The following is a 19,532-nucleotide window of genomic DNA, read 5'->3' as shown; positions in this document are numbered from 1 at the left end:
AGTAATGCGAGCAGTTCATTGGATTAAAAAGCTACCGTATCTGATTGTGCTGATCTGGATTGCAATGGCTGTGTCTGGCAGTTTTATGGGGGACAGCGCGATCCAAGTTCAGCTGGATAAACTCTTACAGCCAGGGAGTTTATCGAGTTGGTTGGGGTATGATCAATTAGGGCGCCCGGTTTGGGATCGTCTATTGATGGGGGCTCAAACGTCCTTTTTAGTGGCAATTTCCGTAGTGATTTTTTCTGCTCTGATTGGCACGACAATCGGGGTGTACAGCGCTTATGTTGGTGGCTGGGCAGATAAAATCATTATTAAGATCATTGATGTTTTCTTAGCCTTTCCTGGGTTGTTATTGGCAATTGCGCTCGCTGCGGTATTAGGTCCTGGCATTGAAAATGTCGTGTTTGCATTAGTCACGGTCGGCTGGGTAGGGTATGCGCGTTTAGCGCGTGCACAAACCCTCAGTCTAAGACAGCGTGAGCATATTCAAGCTGCCAGAGCGATGGCTGTTCCGACACATTTGATTTTGTTTAGACATCTCATCCCTTTAATTTTAGCACCGTTAGGTGTTGAGGCGACTTTTGGGATTGCAGGTGCCGTTATTTCCGAAGCAGGGTTGTCGTTCCTTGGGCTCGGGGTTCAAGCGCCAGATGCTTCTTGGGGGAATATGATCCGTGAGGGAACTCGTTATTTATTAGTGGCGCCGCATTTGGTTTGGGCGCCTGGCGTTTTATTGATGCTCGTGGTGTTAGGGGTGAATTTGCTGGGCGATCAATGGCGCGATAAGTTAGATGTTCGAGCAAGACCTCGTCATGTATGATCTTGCATGATTTTGGATCAAGTTTAGTTTGTTTTAGTTTTTTTCTGCTTTGATCTGTTCTAGCATTTCTGTCATGGCCTGTTTGGTTAAGGGGCGGCTATAGTAGTAGCCTTGAATCAATTGACACCCTTCTTGTAGTACAAAATCTCTTTGTTCTTTTGTCTCTATTCCTTCAGCAATAATGTCTAAATTTAAACTCTGACTCATGGAAATAATGGCTTTGGTGATTTCAGCATCATCTTTATCTTGTGGTAAATTTGATACGAATGAACGGTCAATTTTGACTTTAGTGATAGGTAGTTTCTTTAAGTAAGCTAATGAAGAGTAACCGGTTCCAAAATCATCAATAGAGATGGTTATTCCTTTTCGTCTCAGCTTGCCGAGAAGCTTGATGGCCAGTTCAGGGTTTTGCATGACTGAACTTTCTGTGATTTCAACTTCCACCCAATCCGATTGGCAATTGTTTTTACTTAAAGCGCTGTTTAAATTATGGAAGAATTGGCTGTCGCGCAATTGCTTGGCGGAGACATTAATGGCGATGCGGGCATTGGTTAAATTCGCTTGATTCCATTCGGAAATGGTTTGGGTTGCCATATCAACAATCTGCTTTCCGAGAGGTAGAATCAAGCCGGTTTCTTCCGCTAAAGGAATGAAATGATCGGGCGGAATTATCCCTTTTTGTTCATGGTTCCAGCGAACCAGAGCTTCGAAACCAATAATCTGATTGGTTGTGATGTCGAACTGTGGTTGGTAATACAATTCAAACTGATGATTGTCTAACGCATCGCGTAAATTGTTTTCCAGCAGTAAACGGTTATAAGTTTGTTCTGTCATTTCCTTGGTGTAGAAATGATAGGTGTTTTTGCCGTCTTCTTTAGCCTTATACATCGCAGCATCTGCATTTTGTAATAATTGATCAGCATCGGTGCCATCATTTGGAAAGATACTGATACCAATGCTGGCGGTGATATGAAAAACATTGTCATTAATAATAACCGGGCTGGACAGCGCTTTTATAATCTTTTTGACCACGTTAATAATGACATTGTTGGTTTTAAGTTCGTCTAGCAAAATGGTGAATTCATCTCCGCCCAGACGGGCAACGGTATCAATTTTTCGAATGGCTTTTTTGAGGCGCTTGCCACACTCAATTAACACGAGATCGCCACTGGCGTGCCCAAAAGAATCATTAATCTCTTTAAAACGATCCAAGTCGATAAACAATAAAGCCACTTTGTCATGATTACGTTGAGCTTGGTTAATGGCTTGGGTTAAACGGTCTAAAAACAAAACTCGATTTGGTAAATCAGTTAAAGGATCATGGTAGGCAATAAAATCCAAATCATTTTTTTGTTGTTGAAGCTGTTCTTGGATGTCTAAATAGTTGGTGATTTCATGGCCTTGTTGAATGACAGAGCTGAGTTGACCGCTTCCATCTTCTAACGGCGTTACAGTGAGTTCAAAATAACGAGGCTTTTGGTTCTGATCAATAAAATGATGAACGGTTTTTTCTGGTTCTGCTGACTTTAAACAATTGATGACGCTTTTCAAAAAATCTTGGCTTTTGTCGTTCGACTCAGCATCGTGGCTGTATTGCTTAGGTGCAGAGGTTAAGCTAAGTAATTTTTTTGCAGCGGTATTTTGCATGGTAATGGATAAGTTTTTGTCATAAACCATGACAGAGTCGGAAACGCTATTAATGACATTTTGTAAAAAATATTTTTGATGGGACAGTTGACGGGTTTTTTGATGTACAGATTCCGTTAAACGTTGGTTAAACTCTGTCACTTGATTTTTTTCGCGCTTGTTTATTCGATAAAAGTAAAAGGTTAAGAAAAATAGATAAGCCAAAACAGTATAAAAGTAGAGGCTTAATTGGCTTTTTTCTAAGTGACCCAACTTAATCTTATCTAAGGGGTAAAAGAAAAAGAAGTGCCCCATTGGGTTATTGTTTAGATTGGGAAGTTCAAAGTAAGTCACTAATTGCTGTTTTTGGTGATCGACGAAATAGGACTTTTGGTGAGGTTGGCTGCTATATTGAATCAGTTGGTTTTGTTTAATATCCCCTAGGTGTTCAGGATCGGCATTTAAGTTGGCGACGTAATAGTCTTGTAAAAAAGTCTGGGTAAAAGGTCTTTTAAGTTGGTTGCGATAACTTTTATCAACCAAAAAAACGGGGCTGATGTTTTGTTGTTTTAATTTTATGGCAATGGAGTTAAATTTGGCAATGGCTTCAAATACTCCAATTAATTCATGACCTTGGTAAATTGGAACGCTGGATTTAAATGTGAGGTCATAAATACCAGTGCTGATGGTTTGCATTGGCTTAGGATCTTTAAACATTTCTTGTAGATCCAACCGTTTTTCCAGAATATTGTCACCATGCTTTTGTGTCCAGCTTCGGTAAAAACTACGGCCTTCTTTATCGATAATATGAAGCCAGATGTTTTTGAAGTCAGACTCTTTGGCTAAAGTGCTTAAATAATCATCATAAGAAAGTTGATCGTTATTGGTTAATAGCGCATTTTTTAATTTGTTGTCTTGCGCCAAAGATAAGGCGATAAAGCTGACTTTTTCTTGTTTGCTTTGGATTAAAGTTTTGATCAAATTCTGAATTTGGGTGGTTTTATCCGAGTAGGCTTTTTGCTGAATTTCTTGTTGTTGGTCATTAATATAAATACTAATAATGGTAAAAGAGATTCCAAGCATGATCAAAGAAAATAAAATAGGCGTTATATAGTTTTTGAGAGACATTTACTGGAAAGAATCCTTTTATCAATACGCATTAAGTCTTAATTTTATACTTAAAAGACCAGGCCTGGCTATTTTTAATGAAAAATAATGTTATTTTTAATGGGGTTAATAGGCAGAATTATACGTTTTTAAGAGTATTTTTCATTAATCAGGATCAACTTTTTACCAGAATGCATAATTTTTACACTTTTTATTCCTAAAGAGATAACTAGGCTTCTTTATTAAGGGGGTAAGCGTTTATAATCATGCAAATAATAGTGATTAACTCTAGGAATCTATGGAAAAGTTATTAGGCCAGGCCATGCCTTTGGGCTGCATTATGGTTGATATCGCGTCGACGACATTACAGCCACATGAAAAAGAAAGATTATTGGATCCGTTGGTGGCAGGTGTGATTTTATTCAGCCGAAATTATGAATCGATTGAACAGCTTCAAGCTTTGACCACGGAAATACACCAGTTGCGTCACCCTAAACTGTTGATTGGTGTGGATCATGAAGGAGGGCGGGTTCAGCGTTTTAGAGACGGGTTTTCATTAATTCCAGCAATGGGACAACTGGGCGTTTGTTTTCGACACAATGAAAAGGAAGGCCTGGAACTGGCTCAGCAAGTTGGCTGGCTGATGGCCACTGAGTTATTGGCTGTGGGTGCGGACTTTAGTTTTGCGCCAGTTGTGGATTTAGACTATGGCGATAGCCGAGTGATAGGCGATCGAGCGTTTGATTCAGATCCGGTTGTTGTTGGAAAGTTAGGAAGTGCTTTGGCCAAAGGAATGCGTGATGCAGGAATGGCTTCAGTGGCCAAACACTTTCCCGGACATGGTTATATTCAAGCCGATACCCATTTAGAAGTGGCGGTTGATCATAGAGAATTTCAAGAAATTGCCCATAAAGATATTCAGCCATTTTTAAAACTAATTGAAAATGGTTTGGATGCTGTGATGCCGGCGCATGTTCGTTACCCTAAGGTGGATGATTTGCCGGCAGGGTTTTCAAAAGTCTGGTTACAGGATGTGCTGAGACAACAATGTTATTTTGATGGGGCAATTATTAGCGATGATATGTCGATGCATGCTGCGACAGAATTTGGCGATGCGCCCACCCGCGTAACGGCCGCTTTAAAAGCAGGGTGTGATTTGGTTTTAGTTTGTAACGATCCAGAGGCGGCGGACGAGGTTTTAAGCCAAGTTGTATGGGAAACTGGTCCCTTATCGCATGCGCGCCTAATCCGCTTACATGGTAAAGTTCAGATCAAGCTTTCACAACTACATAATAATCCGTTATGGCAGTCTCGAGCGTCACATGTCAGTCATTTTTTAAATAGTGTCAACCAACAAGGACTTTTAGTATGAATAGTGGAATGTTCATTTTTCAAATGATTCAAACTGTATTTTTCCATTTTATGGGGCTAAACGTTGCTATGAATGATTTTAAGTTGTTGGGGGTCGATAATGATGGTTTAACAACGTTGTTTGAAGATTTTACAAATAATAGCTTAGGTCAATTAGTGAGTTTGTTTCCAGAGACTTGGCGCTATTTAGTTGAATTGTTTGATGGACAGATCTGGTTTATGTTGCTGGTGTTGATTTTATCGATCACCTTTGTTATTGACCTTGTTTTCAGAATAGCGGTGAATTTTACGGATTATCTTTTGGATAAGCGTAAAAAACGGTTTTTACAGACAATTCCAAGTTCGTTAAGCAGCCCTGTTTCATTTTATATTTGGTTATCTGGTGCGGTGTTGGCACTTACAACCATCATGAATCAATTTAAATTATTCTTAGAGCTTATTCCTTATATTGCAAACTTTAAGTCAACGCTAGGCGTGATTGCAGTCGCTTGGTTTTCGGTTCGATGGGTACATGGAATTGAATTGTATTTAAAGCGCTTAGAAAGAAAAGATAAACGTTGGGATTCGGTGACAGTCGAAGCTGCTGGAAAAGTCTTTCGACTTACGGTTTTCATTATTACGGCTTTATTTGTTCTCAGCGCTTTAGGGGTTAACTTAACCGGTTTGATCGCTTTTGGTGGTATGGGCGGGATTGCTGTCGGTTTTGCTGCTAAGGATATGGTCAGCAACGTGCTGGGTGGGTTGATGCTTTATTGGGATAAACCTTTTATTGTGGGCGATTGGATTCGATCCCCTGAAAAGGAAATTGAAGGGACCGTCGAGAACATCGGTTGGCGCATTACGGTTGTCAGAACCTTTGATAAACGACCACTTTATATTCCTAATGGTACCTTTACCAATATTACCATCGAAAACCCTTCTCGTATGCAACACCGCCGAATTAAAGAAACCGTGGGTGTGCGTTATTGCGATGTAAAATCTGTTGCTGAGATCACCGCCGATATTCGAAAAATGTTGCAAGAGCATCCGGAAATTGCCAGTGATGAAACCTTAATTGTGAACTTCAATATGTATAACCAGTCCACTTTGGATATTTTGATCTATGCCTTTACCAAAACGACTGTGTGGGTGAAATTTCATGAGGTCAAAGAAGATGTTTTGTTAAAAGTGGCTGATATTGTTGAAGCGCATGATGCCGAGATGGCTTTCCCGACAAGAACACTTTATGTTGAAGATTCTGTAAGGTTTGAACAAAGGGGTTCTGAAAAGTTAGATAGTGACAAAGAATCAGATGATGCTGAGAAATTGGATGATATTGAAAAGTCAGATGAAGCAGAAGGGCCGAAGAGTTCTGAAAAGTCAGGTGGCGTTGAAAAAACGTGATGTGGTGACGTGATCATTATGGAATAACAATTAATCGTTATTTCATAATGATGACTTCTCTTTCCAAATGGATACCGAACTTGTGGTCGACATCTTCTTGAATGGCCTCAGCTAAACGAACTACTTCACACCCTTTGGCATCGCCTAGATTGATTAAAACTAAGGCGTGTTTTTCAGAGACAGCAGCATTTTTCATTTTACGACCTTTCCAACCTGTTTTATCAATCAGCCAAGCGGCCGGAATTTTATATTCATGGTTGATGGTTTGGTGGTGAGGCACTTCACCATGAATTTTGCAGAGTTCTTTGAAATATTGCTCTGTGATAATTGGGTTTTTGAAGAAACTACCGGCATTGCCATAAATACGTGGGTCAGGAATCTTTTCCTGTCGAATTTTGACGACGGTATTGAAAACGTCTTCAGGTGTTAAAGCGTCCATGGAGGGGAACTGATGTTGTATGGCTTCTTTTAAGGGGTCGTAGACAAGGTTTGGGTGCCCAGCATGAATTTTTCTTAAACGGAAAGTGACGCGATGCACTAATAAACGATTTTCATATTCTTGTTTAAAGATACTGGTGCGATAACCAAAATGGCATTCGGTATTTCTAAATTCTCGGCGTTCACCGGTAAACAAATTTAGCGTTTGGACGCGCGTGATCGTATCTCTAGCTTCTGCGCCATAAGCACCAATGTTTTGAACCGGCGATGCACCGACCGTTCCTGGGATAAGCGCCAGGTTTTCAAGTCCCCAATATCCATTCTTGACGGTATATTCTACAAACTCATGCCAAGGCATGCCCGCCCCGACAGAAATCCAAATATTATCCTGATCTTCTTTCATGACTTTAATCTTGTCGAATTTACACGTCACAATGACTTTTTCAAGATCTTGTGTGAACAGAATGTTGCTTCCCCCGCCTAGTATGATCCACGGAAGGGCTGCTAGCTTAATATCTGATCGTAAAACAGGAATGTCAGATTGTTTGGTAATTTCGACAAAATATTGCGTTTTGATGTCGATCTTAAACGTGTTTCTGTTTTTCAGGGAATAATTAGCGTGAATATGCATATCTGTTATAATTTTGAAGCAAGTAAGTATGGCTATTATAAAGGAATAATGTATGGCGCAGTTAAAAGTTTCGGCGCAGTTATGGACATCACAAACTGTTTTTATTATGGCAGCGATTGGTTCTGCTGTCGGGCTGGGGAATCTATGGAAATTTCCGTATATAACCGGTGAAAACGGTGGCGGGGCGTTTGTCCTCGTGTATCTATTATGTATTGTCCTTATCGGTTTGCCCATTTTAATTGCCGAAATCAGTTTAGGTCGCGCAGGGAAAGCAAGTCCGCCTCAAGCGATGGCCAATATTGTCAAAGCCACCGGTGCGAATAAACTCTGGGTATTTTTAGGGTTTAATGCTGTTTTGGGGGGCTTATTGATTTTATCTTTTTATGCTGTCATTGCAGGCTGGGGCGTTGCCTATTTTGTTGAAAGTGTTTCAGGTACCTTTATTGATATGAATGCGGCCCAAGCCCAGAACCATTTTGACCAGTTCGTCTCTAATCCGTTAGTTGTTCTGTTTTGGCATACGGTTGTGATGTTATTAACGGTTTTGATTGTGGTCAAAGGGGTTCGGAGCGGGATTGAAAAAGCCATCAATATTATGATGCCGGGACTTTTAATTATTTTGTTAATTTTGCTGGGGTATGCCACCACAACGGGCGCTTTTGCACAAAGTTTTGAATTTCTATTTAAGCCTAATTTTACTGCCTTGACCAGTGACTCTGTTTTGATTGCTTTGGGTCATGCTTTTTTCACCTTGAGTTTAGGGTTCGGGACGATGATGGTCTATGGGTCTTATTTACCAAAGAATTATTCCATTGTAAAAGCCAGTATCTGGATTGTGGTTGCTGACACATTGATTGCATTGATTGCAGGCCTGGTCATTTTTTCGATTGTTTTTGGTAATGGATTAGAAGCAGGGTCGGGTCCAGGTTTGTTGTTTCAGACACTACCGGTTGCCTTTGGCCAAATGAGTGGCGGATGGTTTTTTGGAACTTTATTCTTTGGTATGGTGGTTTTTGCCGCATTAAGTTCTTCGATTTCCATGATTGAACCGGCAATTAGCTGGTTAGAGCAGAATTGGAATTATACGCGCAAAAAAGCGGCCTGGTTACTTGGTAGTTTTGCCTGGTTGCTTGGGTTGGGGAGTGTGTTTTCCTTTAACTTATGGAAAGGGCAAACCTTTTTGGAAGGAAAGACTTTCTTTGAAAGTATTGATTTTCTGACGTCCAATATTATGTTGCCGTTAGGGGGAATGTTTACCGCATTATTTGTGGGGTGGGTTTGGACGCTTCAGCAGCGAAATGATGAGACTGGCATGCCCTCGAAATGGTCTGGTACCTATTCGGTCATTGTAAAATGGGTTGCGCCGATTTTGGTCTTTATCGTCTTTTTTGAAAGTGTGACCTAAGATAACAGGTCAGAATATTGCTTTGGAGGCTGAAAAGGATAAATTTAGTTTATCCTTTTTCAAAACCTAATTAACTGCGGAAGGTTAATATTGGGTCATGTACTCACTTTGCACAAGACGTAACATCTCAAGATTTTCTTGTAGCATTCTTCTTTGTAAATGATGAGAGAATCGTAAGATCGACTTCATGACATTGAACATAAGTTTAGGATGCTGTTCACCAAGTGCTTCAAACTCATCGCGATGCAAGATAAGAACCGTTGATTCATTGCGCGCTTGTAATCGCATGGTATGTGCGATCCCGTCTACAAAGCTTAATTCTCCAATTAAAGCGCCTTTTTTCAAGGTGTTAATGTGAATAGTCTTGTTGGGGTTAATGACCTTGAGGATATCCAATTTACCTTCAATCAAGATATACAAGTTGCCATCTAGTGTTTCTGGCTCAAAAAGGACTTCTTCTTTAGCCAGTGTTTTTTGTTTAACAATTTCTGACAAGATTTCACAGTTTTCTTGCGTTAAATCTGAACCCAGCACAGACTCCGCGATTAATTTGCTTTCAGCGGCTTTTGCCATTCGTTAGCTCCTAAATAAGTCAATAATTTGGATTAGTGATCAATTCGTTCAATAGGGTAAAGCATATCAAAAAAGAGCGATAACCCCACCATAAATACCAGAATCAGGAGAAAAACAATGAGTACAGAGCGTGCTTGTTTGTTGTCGATAAATTTTTCTTTCCATTTTTCTTTTTTGATATATGGCCAAACAAGCGCAATGAAAATAACGAGCGCGAGTATTTCTAGGATGATTTGAAGCATTTATTTCACCAATAAGTTAACCAGCATCTTCTGGTAAATTTGAGTCAATTTTTCTAAATCCGATACGCTGACACGTTCATCTATTTTATGAATGGTATCATTTAATGGGCCTAATTCAATCACTTGTGCGCCTGTCTGTGCAATAAAGCGGCCATCTGAGGTACCACCTCCGGTTGAAAGCTCGGGTGACGTGCCCATTTCTTGCTCGATCGCTTTTGAGACCGCTTGGATTAACTCGCCGTCTGCAGGGGTAATAAATGGCAATCCGGATAGGTTCCAATCTAAGTCATAGTTGAGATTGTGGTTGTCTAAAATTTGATGAATGCCTGCTTTTAAACTATCCGGCGTTTGTTCGGTTGAGAAACGAAAGTTAAAGTCGACAACACAATCACCAGGGATGACATTGGTTGCGCCCGTGCCGGCATGAATGTTTGATACTTGAAATGAAGTTGGCGGAAAGTAATCATTGCCGTGATCCCACACTTTGTTGACCATTTCGTTTAAAGCCGGGGAAAGCGTATGAATTGGGTTTTCCGCTAACTGCGGGTAAGCAATGTGTCCTTGAATTCCTTTTAAGGTTAAGTGTCCACTTAAAGAACCTCGACGTCCATTTTTAATGGAATCGCCTAAGGTGTCGCTGCTGGACGGTTCGCCTACCAAGCAATATTCAAATTTTTCATTCCGTGCTTCTAAGGTTTCTATAACCTTGACCGTTCCGTTAATTGCCGGGCCTTCTTCATCACTTGTAATCAGAAAAGCAATCGACCCTTTAAAATCAGGGTGCTGATTAATGAACTGCTTGGTGGCAACCATAAAACAAGCAATGCTGCTTTTCATGTCCGCAGTACCACGCCCATACATCATGCCATGATTGTCAATATGGGCTGAGAAGGGTGGGTGGGTCCATTTTTCTTCAGGCCCGGTTGGTACGACGTCGGTGTGTCCTGCAAAAACGATAACGGGGCCGTCTGTACCTGCTCTTGCCCATAAGTTGTCAACCTCTTCAAATGGCATGGATTCGATTTCAAATCCGAGTGGCTTTAAGTAATCAGCGATGATTGTTTGACACCCATTGTCATTCGGTGTGACAGACTCGGTTTGAATGAGTTTTTGAGCAAGTTGAAGGGTTTCTGACATCTTGAGCTTCCAGATAATAAATTAAGGCTAAGTAAGGTTTAAGCAAACTGTGTTTGGTATTGTGCTTCTTTAAATCCAAATAAAATGGTTTCAGAAGTTTGTAGCACTGGGCGTTTAATTAACGTTGGTGTTTCGAGTAATAAAGAAAACTGTTTGTTAGCAAATAAATCATGTTTTTGTTCATCTGTTAATGCTTTCCAAGCTTGGCTGCGTTGATTGACAATGTCCTCAAAGTCGACTTTTTTTAACCAATCTTGAATGTGTTCTTTTGCAAAGTCCGCTTTTCGGAAATCAATATATTCAAAGTTGATATGATTGGCTTCAAGCCATTTTTTTGCTTTTCGAACCGTGTCACAATTTGAAATACCGAATAATTTATTCATAGTATTATCCTAAATAAAGAAGGTAGATGCAAAAATCCCCGCAGAAGCGGGGATCTTGTTGTTAACTGAAAATAAGATTAAATATCTCTCAGTAACTCGTTGATGCCAACTTTACCAAGCGTTTTCGCATCTACTTTTTTAACAATGACAGCACAATATAGGCTGTAGGTGCCATCTTTAGATGGAAGGTTACCAGAGACAACAACTGAGCCAGCTGGAACGCGTCCGTAATGAATTTCACCTGTTTCACGATCATAGATACGGGTTGATTGACCGATATAAACACCCATTGAGATTACAGAACCTTCTTCGACGATCACGCCTTCAACCACTTCAGAACGCGCACCGATGAAGCAGTTATCTTCGATGATTGTCGGGGCAGCTTGAAGCGGCTCAAGAACACCACCAATACCAACACCGCCAGAAAGGTGAACATTTTTACCAATTTGAGCACAAGAACCAACGGTTGCCCAAGTGTCAACCATTGAGCCTGAGTCAACATAAGCACCAATGTTCACGTAAGAAGGCATTAGGACAGTGCTTGGTGCGATAAAAGAACCACGGCGCGCCATTGCTGGTGGTACAACACGGATACCCGCCTGTTCAAAATCGGCTTGAGACCAATCCGCAAACTTTGAAGGTACTTTATCAAAGTAGCGTGTTTCAGAAGAGTTCATAACCGTATTTTCTTCTGTACGGAAAGAAAGTAAAACGGCTTTTTTCAGCCATTCATTTACTTGCCAGTCACCGACACCTTTTTGTTCTGCAACACGCATTTTTCCTGAATCTAACAGCATAATGGCTTCGTTGATCGCTTTTTTCGTTTCAGCATCAACGGTTTTTGGCGTGATTTCGGCGCGGCGCTCAAAGGCTTCTTCAATGACTTTTTGTAAATCTGCTGACATTTGATTTCCTATTTGTTTTAATTCTATTTATTAAGTAATTTAAATTTTAAAAATTTTTACGATTATAGCATTTTTAAGGAATTTATCATGGCAAAAGTGTTGGGTTTTGATCATGTCAGTATTATTGTTGAGGATGCTGAACGGGCGCTGGCATTTTACCAAGGGGTGCTTGGTCTGCAATCACTTGATCGCCCTAATTTAGGGTTTCCGGGGTATTGGTTGGATTTGATGAGTGGACAAAGTCTACATATCATGCAATTGCCTAATCCAAATGAAAAAACCACCAGGCCTGCTCATGGCGGTAGAGACTATCACTTTGCATTAAGAGTGGATTCGATTACGGAATATGAAGCTTTTTTGCAAAAAAATGATCTAGTGTATACAAAAAGTAAGTCTGGAAGAAAAGCATTATTTATCAAAGACTTAGATAATAATGCTTTTGAGTTGTTTGAAGCTTGAGTGTTTGAACTACTGATCAATGTTGTTCAGTAAAGCTTGTTTTAATTCTTCCTGGCTGTGGCGGGTATGAATCGATTCATTGGTGGTTGAACTCACCATAAATGTATCTTCAGCTTTCTCGCCAACGGTATTGATTTTAGCGTCATGTACTCGAATTTTGCAGGACTTAAACGCTTGACCGATCTTGGCAAGTAACCCAGGGATGTCTTTTGTGCTGATGCTTAACTCGGTCATCTCTTCATTCATTTCTTGAAACTGTATTTGCGTTGGCATTTCAAATACCCGAATGCGCCTAGGTTCAGGTTGTGTTGGCGGCATAGAATCATCTGTTAAGAAAAGTTGGTGTTTTAACGTTTCTTCAATTTCTGCCAAAATCATTGGGTCGGTAATACTGGTATTTTCTCGGTCTAGCAAATAGATAATGACCAGTGTCATGTCGTCCTCACCCGAGTAGATTTTGGCTTCGACAATGTTTAAGTCAAGCTTGTCAATTAGTTGCGTAAACTGAGCAAACAGATAGTCTCGATCATGCATATAAATAATCAGCTCCGTCGCCCCACGAGACGTAGTGGGTTGGAGGTGAATGTTGACCGCTTCATGGTCTTCTTCAAATAGCACTCGGGTAATTCGAGCAATTTCTGCTGCGCTTTGTCGGTTAAAGAAATCAGTTTGTTCAAAAGCTTGCCAGAACCCTTGAAAATGCATCGGAATTAAGCCTCTTTTTTTCAACAATTCGCTGGCTTTTTCTTTGTTAAAAATCGCTTGCTTAACCCTATCTCTTGGCTGGCTTGAGGAGCTGTCTAACGCTTGAGTCGTGTTGTGGTAAAGCTGTAGGAAGAGTTGGTTTTTCCAGTCGTTCCAGACTTCATCTGAGGTCGACCTTACGTCGGCTAGGGTTAGTAGGTAAAGGTAATCCAGTCGTTGTTGTGTCCCCACTTTTTCTGCAAATTGTTGAATAATTTCAGGATCGGACAAGTCTTTCTTTTGTGCAACATAAGAGAAGTCCAAGTGACGCAAAACAAGCCAACTGAGCAAATCTGTATCATTTTTGCTCAAGTTGTGTTTTTGGCTGAATGCTTTGGCATCGACTGCGCCTAATTTTTCATGCGCGCCATTGCGGCCTTTTGCGATGTCATGAAATAACCCTGCCAATAGCAGGAGTTCAGGTTTACAAAGTTGTGTCGCAACCTGGTGCGCGGTAGGGAACTCATACGCATGTTGCTTGATAAAGAAACGTCTTAAGTTTCTAATCACTAGGATGGTGTGCTCATCAACCGTGTAGGCATGAAAAATATTAAACTGCATTAAGCCGGTTATTTTCTTAAAACTCGGCAGATAAGCGCCTAGAATGCCATAAGCATACATACGTTTGACGGCCGCATTCACCCCTTTAGGCTGACGGAATATTTCGATGAAAAGTGCCTTGTTGATTGGGTCTGATCGAAACTGATCATCAATTAAATGCAGATGATTACGAATCAGGCGAATGGTGCGTGACCGAATCCCTTGGATTACGTGCTGATAGTTTTCAATAATAATGAAAATTTCCAATAAAGCCGTTGGGTTTTTGGAAAATAGATTTTCTTTAACGACATCCAGGTAATTGTTGATGATACGAAAACGCGGATTAATCGGCTCAATTTTATCTTCAGAGAAGTGATAGATTTCTTCTTTAAAATGCTGCAGTAGAATTTCGTTGAGTCGTGCAACGATATGTGCATTTTGATAGTAAGGTTTCATAAAGGCTTCAACGGCTTTTATACTGTCATTGTGCTCTGGACGGTCATCGTGGTTGAGTAATTCTGCCAGTTGTTGTTGATGGTCGAATAACAAGCGGTCTTCATGGCGTTTTTTCAAGCGGTGCAGTGCAAACCGAATGCGATTTAAATAGAGATATGCCGCTTGAATTTCTTTAAACTCTTGTAAAGAAATAAAATTATGCTGCATCAACTCTTGCAGTGAGCTAGCACCAAAATGTCTTTTAGCAACCCAGAGAATGGTTTGAATGTCTCTCAAGCCACCAGGACTTTCTTTGATGTTAGGTTCGAGCTGATATAGGGTGTTGTTATAGCGTTTGTGACGTTTTTCTTGTTCTTCTAGTTTGGCTTGAAAAAACTCATGACTTGGCCAGAAAGATTTTAAATTGAATAAGTTTTGTAAGGACAGGAACTGCTCATATTTTCCCGCCAGCCATCTTGCTTCAAGTAAGTTGGTTGCCGTAGTGACGTCTTCTCGGCCTGCTTCAATGCAGTCTTCCAGGTTGCGTACGGCATGACCGACTTCAAAGCCGATATCCCAAAGATAGGTGATGAACTCAATGATTTTGGGCTGAAGTTCGTCAAAGTTTTCTCCCAGAATGAGTAGATCTATATCAGAGTAGGGTTGAAGTTCTCCTCGGCCATAGCCTCCGACTGCAACCAGAGTCAGTTGTTCGATGCCGTTTTTGGGAAAAAAGTGCTCCCAGATTTTTTTAAGGAGTTGGTCGATAAAAGAGGTTCGTTCTTTGAGTAACGTTTCAATGGAGCAGCCTTTGTCAAACTTTTCAAATTGCTGCTCATTGAAATCACTCAATACCGCGCGACCACTTTTTAAAGAGGTGTTTCTATCTTCATGATCCAAGTTGTAGACAAAGCTTGGAGAGGTTGTTGAAGATTGCTTGTCTGTTGTGGTCGCCATATAAAATCCTTGTGGCTTCGGTTGCTTAGGGCAGTACCGGTTTTTCGCCCGGTCTAAGGGTTAACACTTCATAACCGTCTTTGGTTACTGCAATCGTGTGTTCCCATTGGGCAGACAGTTTTCGATCCGATGTTTTAACAGGGAAAATCGTATTTTCCGGATATTTTTTATTCGGCCCAAGCGTTTTAACGTTTGATTTACCTTGGTTTATCATCGGTTCGATAGTGAAGACCATGCCTTCTTGTAATACAATTTCTTTTAACTCAGGCTGAGTGTAATGAACCACTTGAGGTTCCTCATGAAATTCTGAACCAATGCCGTGACCGCAATATTCTTTAACGACCGAGAAGTGGTGGTTGTGTGCGTGTGTTTCAATGGCGTAAGCAATGTCATATAGGGTCGCTTTTGGTTTGACCGCTTCAATACCCAGCCATAAGCACTCGTGCGCCACCTGACAAAGCTTGTGTGCGAAAGGCTTGACGTCACCCACTTCAAACATCATGCTGTTGTCACCAAAATAACCATCTTTGATCACGGTGACATCGATGTTGACGATGTCGCCTTTTTTAAGTTTTTTATCATGTTCGGGGATGCCGTGACAAACGACGTCATTCACCGAAATACAGCTTTCTGAAGGAAAGCCATGATACCCCAGGGTAGCAGAGGTGGTGCCTTGTACATCGGTCATGTGTTTTGCCATGATGTCATTGAGTTCACCAGTCGATACGCCAGCCTTAACGTAGGGTTCAATCATTACCAGTATATCAGCCGCCAGTTTGCCGGCGATACGAAGTTTTTCCAGTTCTTGTTCCGTTTTGATCTTAATTGCCATTGAGCTTCCAAAAAGTGGTTGTAAAATTCAATAAAACTTGCAGGTTTAGCGCTTTCGTGGTATAAATGCGCCGCCTTTCTAATGAAGGTAATTTTAACAGAAAAACCACACGCTTGCCGATACATCAAACGGGGTGCCAGTTTAGTTTAACCTGGTTCGTTTGTTGGGCAGGCGGAGGCTTAACCCAATATGGAGAAAATCATGGCTAAAGTCACTATGCGCCAAATGCTAGAAGCAGGTGTTCACTTCGGACATCAAACGCGTTATTGGAACCCGAAAATGGGTGAGTACATTTTTGGTGCTCGTAACAAAATTCACATCGTTAACTTAGAAAAAACATTGCCTATGTTTAATGATGCATTGAACTTCGTAGGCGGAATCGCTGCAAATAAAGGAACTGTTTTATTTGTAGGAACAAAGCGTGCAGCAGGCGATCTAGTCGCTCAAGAAGCACAGCGCTGCGGTATGCCTTATGTAAATCACCGTTGGTTAGGTGGTATGTTGACTAACTTTAAAACAATCAAGCAGTCAATCAAGAACCTAAAAGACCTTGAAGTTCAAGAGCAAGACGGTACATTTGAAAAAATTACCAAAAAAGAAGCATTGATGCGTACACGCCAAAAAGCAAAGCTTGAGCTTTCTTTAGGTGGGATTAAAGATATGCGTGCAATGCCTGACGCTATTTTCATTATTGATACAGGTAATGAAAAAATTGCGATTCAAGAAGCACAAAACCTAGGTATTCCAGTAGTAGGTGTTGTTGATACAAACAATGATCCAAATGGCGTTGATTACGTTATTCCAGGGAATGACGATGCTGTTCGCGCTGTGTCTTTATATCTATCTGCCGCTGCAGATGCGATCAATGAAGGTAAAGGTTCTATTACAACAGCAGCAGCTGAAAGTGATGAATTTGTTGAAGAGAAAGCAGAAGCTTAATCTTTAAACGCAACACTTTCAAAAACAACCAGGCCTGGTCAATTCTTTCCAGGCCTTTCAATTTATTAAACTTATTTGAGGTCTAAAAAATGGCTGTTACTGCATCTATGGTAAAAGAACTGCGTGAAGCAACTGGCGCAGGCATGATGGATTGTAAAAAAGCACTTGCTGAAACTGATGGAAACATGGAAGAAGCGATTGAGTTTCTTCGTAAGAAAGGTATGGCAGGGGCTGATAAGAAAGCAGGTAGAACTGCAGCAGAAGGTGTGATTGCAATTGCAGTTTCTGATGATAAGACGAAAGCAGCAATCGTTGAAGTGAACTGTGAAACTGACTTCGTTGCAAAAGGTGACGATTTTAAAGCGTTCGCAGATGAGATTGCAGCGATTGTATTAGCGACTGGAACAGTTGATATTGATGCGCTAATGAATGAAAAAATGGCGAACGGTCAATCGATTGATGAAAAACGTCGTGAAATGATTGGTAAAATCGGTGAAAACATGGCTGTACGTCGTGTGGAATTGGTTGAGTCAAACGGCACAATTGGTCAATATCAACACGGTGAGAAGATCGGTGTTGTTGTTGCGATGAATGGTGGTGATGAAACATTGGTGCGTGATGTTGCAATGCATGTTGCTGCAGCGAACCCATCTGCAATCTCTGCGGATGATGTTGATCAGGAAATGTTGGAAAAAGAGCGTAAGTTCCAAATCGAACAAGCACAAGATTCTGGTAAGCCGGCTGAAATCATCGAGAAAATGATTGATGGTCGTATGCGTAAGTATTTGCAAGAAATTACGCTACTAGGTCAAGCATTTGTTAAAGACCCTGATCAAACAGTTGAAAAATTGTTGAAAGCTTCAGATGCGTCTGTTTCTAATTTCATTCGTCTAGAAGTGGGTGAAGGGATTGAGATTGAAGAAACAAACTTCGCTGATGAAGTGGCGGCCGCTGCTGCTGCAGTAAAAGGTTAAATCAGGGTTTCTGAAGAGAGATCATTGATTTTGCTTACAAGAAATATCGCATTTCTAAAAAGGTTTTAAATCTTTGAATTAAAGCCATGATAAGCAAAGCTTGTTTATCGTGGCTTTTTTTTAACTATAATTTAGAACTTATTTTGAAAGACACTTTATAATCGTTGCATTGAGTTGGTTTTCAAAATAAGTTTAAAGAAAGATAAGGGTTAACATGTCGTTAAAATACGCTCGAGTATTGTTGAAATTTAGTGGTGAAGCTTTAATGGGACAAGGTCAATTTGGCCTAGACTCTAATACATTGCGCCAAGTGGTTTCAGAAGTGAAAGCCCTGCGTGATTTAGGGGTTGAAGTTGGTTTAGTTGTTGGCGGTGGGAATATTTTTAGAGGGGCTCAAATTGAAGGCGCCGGTATTCAGCGTACAACAGGTGATCACATGGGTATGATGGCGACGGTTATCAATGCGCTGGCGTTACGAGATGTGATTGAAGACATGGGGATGTCATCGGTTGTCTATTCCGCGATGGCAATTGAAGGGGTTTCCCATGGATTTAATGCCAATCATGTTAAAAAAGGGATGGCTGAAGGGCAGGTTGCTATTTTTGCAGCTGGAACGGGCAGTCCTTTTTTCACAACTGATACGGCAGCAGCCTTAAGAGGCATTGAAATTGATGCTGATATTGTTTTAAAAGCGACGAAAGTTGATGGAATTTATACGGCGGATCCTGCAAAGGATTCGAGTGCTCAGCGTTTAGCTGAACTCACTTATGATGATGTCATTCAGAAAAATCTGCAAGTAATGGATATGACGGCATTTGTGTTATGCCGTGATCACAAAATGCCGATTCGAGTGTTTGATATGTTTAAGAAAGATGCTGTTATTCGGATTGTTAAAGGCGAAGATGAAGGTACGTTAGTACATTAAACTGGCTATTTTAACGCTTGAATTCATAGGAGAAAAACATGATTGATGAAATTTTTGATGATGCAAAAGACCGTATGACGAAATCGGTTGAAAACTTAGAAAGTAATTTTGCAAAAATTCGTACAGGTCGAGCTCATCCGAGCATTTTGGATTCTGTAAAGGTTGATTATTACGGATCTGAAGTACCTGTTAGTCAAGTGGCAAACGTGAATGTGGAAGATGCGCGTACTTTAACGGTACAGCCGTGGGAACAAACAATGGTCTCAGTGGTTGAAAAGGCGATTATGACTTCAGATTTAGGTGTTAACCCGGTTACGACAGGTAATATGATGCGTATTCCAATGCCGGCTTTAACAGAGGAACGCCGCAAAGAGTTTATTAAGTTGGCGAAGTCAGAAGCAGAGCAAACCAAAGTTGCGATTCGTAATATTCGCCGTGATGCGAATGCGGACTTTAAAAATTTGAATAAAGATAAAGATATCACTGATGATGAGTTGCGCCAAGCTGAAGATCAGATTCAGAAAGCAACGGACGAGCATGTTTCTCAAGTAGATCAAATGCTTGCCAAAAAAGAAGACAGCTTGTTGGAAATTTAGGCTGAAATTCTTTTGTTTTTACGGCATAATTACATGATGTGTTGTAGACAACGGCCTGTCTTGGCGAAAGCCTTGAGAGGCCGTTTTTGTTTAAGTAATGAACGTTT

Annotated in this window: 18 protein-coding genes; 9 read left to right on the top strand and 9 right to left on the bottom strand. The window is 40.7% G+C overall.

Going from position 1 to position 19,532, the window contains the following annotated elements; translation table 11 throughout:
• The first annotated feature begins 4 nt into the window (after window positions 1-4).
• Window positions 5-823, top strand: a complete 819-nt coding sequence (locus tag P8629_RS07555; protein WP_278165519.1) for an ABC transporter permease — start codon at window positions 5-7, stop codon at window positions 821-823.
• 33 nt (window positions 824-856) lie between these two features.
• On the opposite strand, the gene P8629_RS07550 is transcribed toward P8629_RS07555, so the two are convergent.
• Complete coding sequence (locus P8629_RS07550; protein ID WP_278165518.1) at window positions 857-3,577, bottom strand: EAL domain-containing protein; 2,721 nt, start codon at window positions 3,575-3,577, stop codon at window positions 857-859.
• Between the two features lie 277 nt (window positions 3,578-3,854).
• Here P8629_RS07550 and nagZ point away from each other — a divergent pair, with 277 nt between their 5' ends.
• Both nagZ and P8629_RS07540 read left to right on the top strand, forming a co-directional pair.
• The gene (nagZ, locus tag P8629_RS07545) at window positions 3,855-4,928 is read left to right on the top strand and encodes a beta-N-acetylhexosaminidase (RefSeq protein ID WP_278165517.1); all 1,074 of its coding nucleotides are present in this window, start codon (window positions 3,855-3,857) and stop codon (window positions 4,926-4,928) included.
• Entirely contained in the window at window positions 4,925-6,310 is a 1,386-nt protein-coding gene (locus tag P8629_RS07540; protein WP_278165516.1) for a mechanosensitive ion channel family protein, read from the top strand. The genes nagZ and P8629_RS07540 overlap by 4 nt, the downstream gene beginning before the upstream one ends.
• Window positions 6,311-6,347: 37 nt before the next feature.
• Here the strand turns inward: P8629_RS07540 and murB are convergent, their stop codons facing one another.
• Complete coding sequence (murB, locus tag P8629_RS07535; RefSeq protein ID WP_278165515.1) at window positions 6,348-7,379, bottom strand: UDP-N-acetylmuramate dehydrogenase; 1,032 nt, start codon at window positions 7,377-7,379, stop codon at window positions 6,348-6,350.
• 52 nt (window positions 7,380-7,431) lie between these two features.
• On the opposite strand from murB, the gene P8629_RS07530 reads away from it, so the two are divergent.
• The gene (locus tag P8629_RS07530; RefSeq protein ID WP_278165514.1) at window positions 7,432-8,784 is read left to right on the top strand and encodes a sodium-dependent transporter; all 1,353 of its coding nucleotides are present in this window, start codon (window positions 7,432-7,434) and stop codon (window positions 8,782-8,784) included.
• Between the two features lie 84 nt (window positions 8,785-8,868).
• On the opposite strand, the gene P8629_RS07525 is transcribed toward P8629_RS07530, so the two are convergent.
• The 5 genes from P8629_RS07525 to dapD form a co-directional block, all read right to left on the bottom strand.
• Window positions 8,869-9,357, bottom strand: a complete 489-nt coding sequence (locus P8629_RS07525; RefSeq protein WP_278165513.1) for a Crp/Fnr family transcriptional regulator — start codon at window positions 9,355-9,357, stop codon at window positions 8,869-8,871.
• Window positions 9,358-9,389: 32 nt separating this feature from the next.
• Window positions 9,390-9,599 (bottom strand): hypothetical protein, encoded by a 210-nt coding sequence (locus P8629_RS07520; protein WP_278165512.1) that lies wholly within the window; start codon window positions 9,597-9,599, stop codon window positions 9,390-9,392.
• The gene (gene dapE / locus P8629_RS07515; RefSeq protein ID WP_278165511.1) at window positions 9,600-10,736 is read right to left on the bottom strand and encodes a succinyl-diaminopimelate desuccinylase; all 1,137 of its coding nucleotides are present in this window, start codon (window positions 10,734-10,736) and stop codon (window positions 9,600-9,602) included.
• Between the two features lie 38 nt (window positions 10,737-10,774).
• Window positions 10,775-11,119, bottom strand: a complete 345-nt coding sequence (locus tag P8629_RS07510; protein WP_278165510.1) for a Spx/MgsR family RNA polymerase-binding regulatory protein — start codon at window positions 11,117-11,119, stop codon at window positions 10,775-10,777.
• Window positions 11,120-11,196: 77 nt separating this feature from the next.
• Window positions 11,197-12,024, bottom strand: a complete 828-nt coding sequence (dapD, locus tag P8629_RS07505; RefSeq protein WP_278165509.1) for a 2,3,4,5-tetrahydropyridine-2,6-dicarboxylate N-succinyltransferase — start codon at window positions 12,022-12,024, stop codon at window positions 11,197-11,199.
• 87 nt (window positions 12,025-12,111) lie between these two features.
• Here dapD and P8629_RS07500 point away from each other — a divergent pair, with 87 nt between their 5' ends.
• Window positions 12,112-12,483 carry a VOC family protein gene (locus tag P8629_RS07500; protein WP_278165508.1) on the top strand — a complete coding sequence of 124 codons (372 nt, stop codon included), beginning with the start codon at window positions 12,112-12,114 and terminating at the stop codon, window positions 12,481-12,483.
• Window positions 12,484-12,492: 9 nt separating this feature from the next.
• On the opposite strand, the gene glnD is transcribed toward P8629_RS07500, so the two are convergent.
• Window positions 12,493-15,159: a [protein-PII] uridylyltransferase gene (glnD, locus tag P8629_RS07495; RefSeq protein ID WP_278165507.1), complete on the bottom strand. Its 2,667-nt coding sequence runs from the start codon at window positions 15,157-15,159 to the stop codon at window positions 12,493-12,495.
• A 25-nt stretch (window positions 15,160-15,184) separates the two neighbouring features.
• On the bottom strand, window positions 15,185-15,991 hold the full coding sequence (gene map / locus P8629_RS07490) for a type I methionyl aminopeptidase (RefSeq protein WP_278165506.1): 807 nt from the start codon (window positions 15,989-15,991) through the stop codon (window positions 15,185-15,187).
• 201 nt (window positions 15,992-16,192) lie between these two features.
• On the opposite strand from map, the gene rpsB reads away from it, so the two are divergent.
• The 4 genes from rpsB to frr all read left to right on the top strand — a co-directional run bounded on the left by rpsB (window position 16,193) and on the right by frr (window position 19,425).
• Entirely contained in the window at window positions 16,193-16,930 is a 738-nt protein-coding gene (gene rpsB, locus P8629_RS07485) for a 30S ribosomal protein S2 (protein ID WP_278165505.1), read from the top strand.
• Between the two features lie 89 nt (window positions 16,931-17,019).
• Complete coding sequence (gene tsf / locus P8629_RS07480) at window positions 17,020-17,904, top strand: translation elongation factor Ts (RefSeq protein ID WP_278165504.1); 885 nt, start codon at window positions 17,020-17,022, stop codon at window positions 17,902-17,904.
• Window positions 17,905-18,118: 214 nt separating this feature from the next.
• Entirely contained in the window at window positions 18,119-18,829 is a 711-nt protein-coding gene (gene pyrH / locus P8629_RS07475; protein ID WP_278165503.1) for a UMP kinase, read from the top strand.
• 38 nt (window positions 18,830-18,867) lie between these two features.
• Window positions 18,868-19,425 (top strand): ribosome recycling factor, encoded by a 558-nt coding sequence (gene frr, locus P8629_RS07470; RefSeq protein ID WP_278165502.1) that lies wholly within the window; start codon window positions 18,868-18,870, stop codon window positions 19,423-19,425.
• The last annotated feature ends 107 nt before the right edge of the window (window positions 19,426-19,532 follow it).

This window comes from Hydrogenovibrio sp. 3SP14C1, assembly GCF_029625905.1.
Lineage (GTDB): Bacteria > Pseudomonadota > Gammaproteobacteria > Thiomicrospirales > Thiomicrospiraceae > Hydrogenovibrio.
The sequence above is the reverse complement of the archived record's forward strand: the minus strand, read 5'-3'. Positions and strand labels throughout refer to the sequence as shown.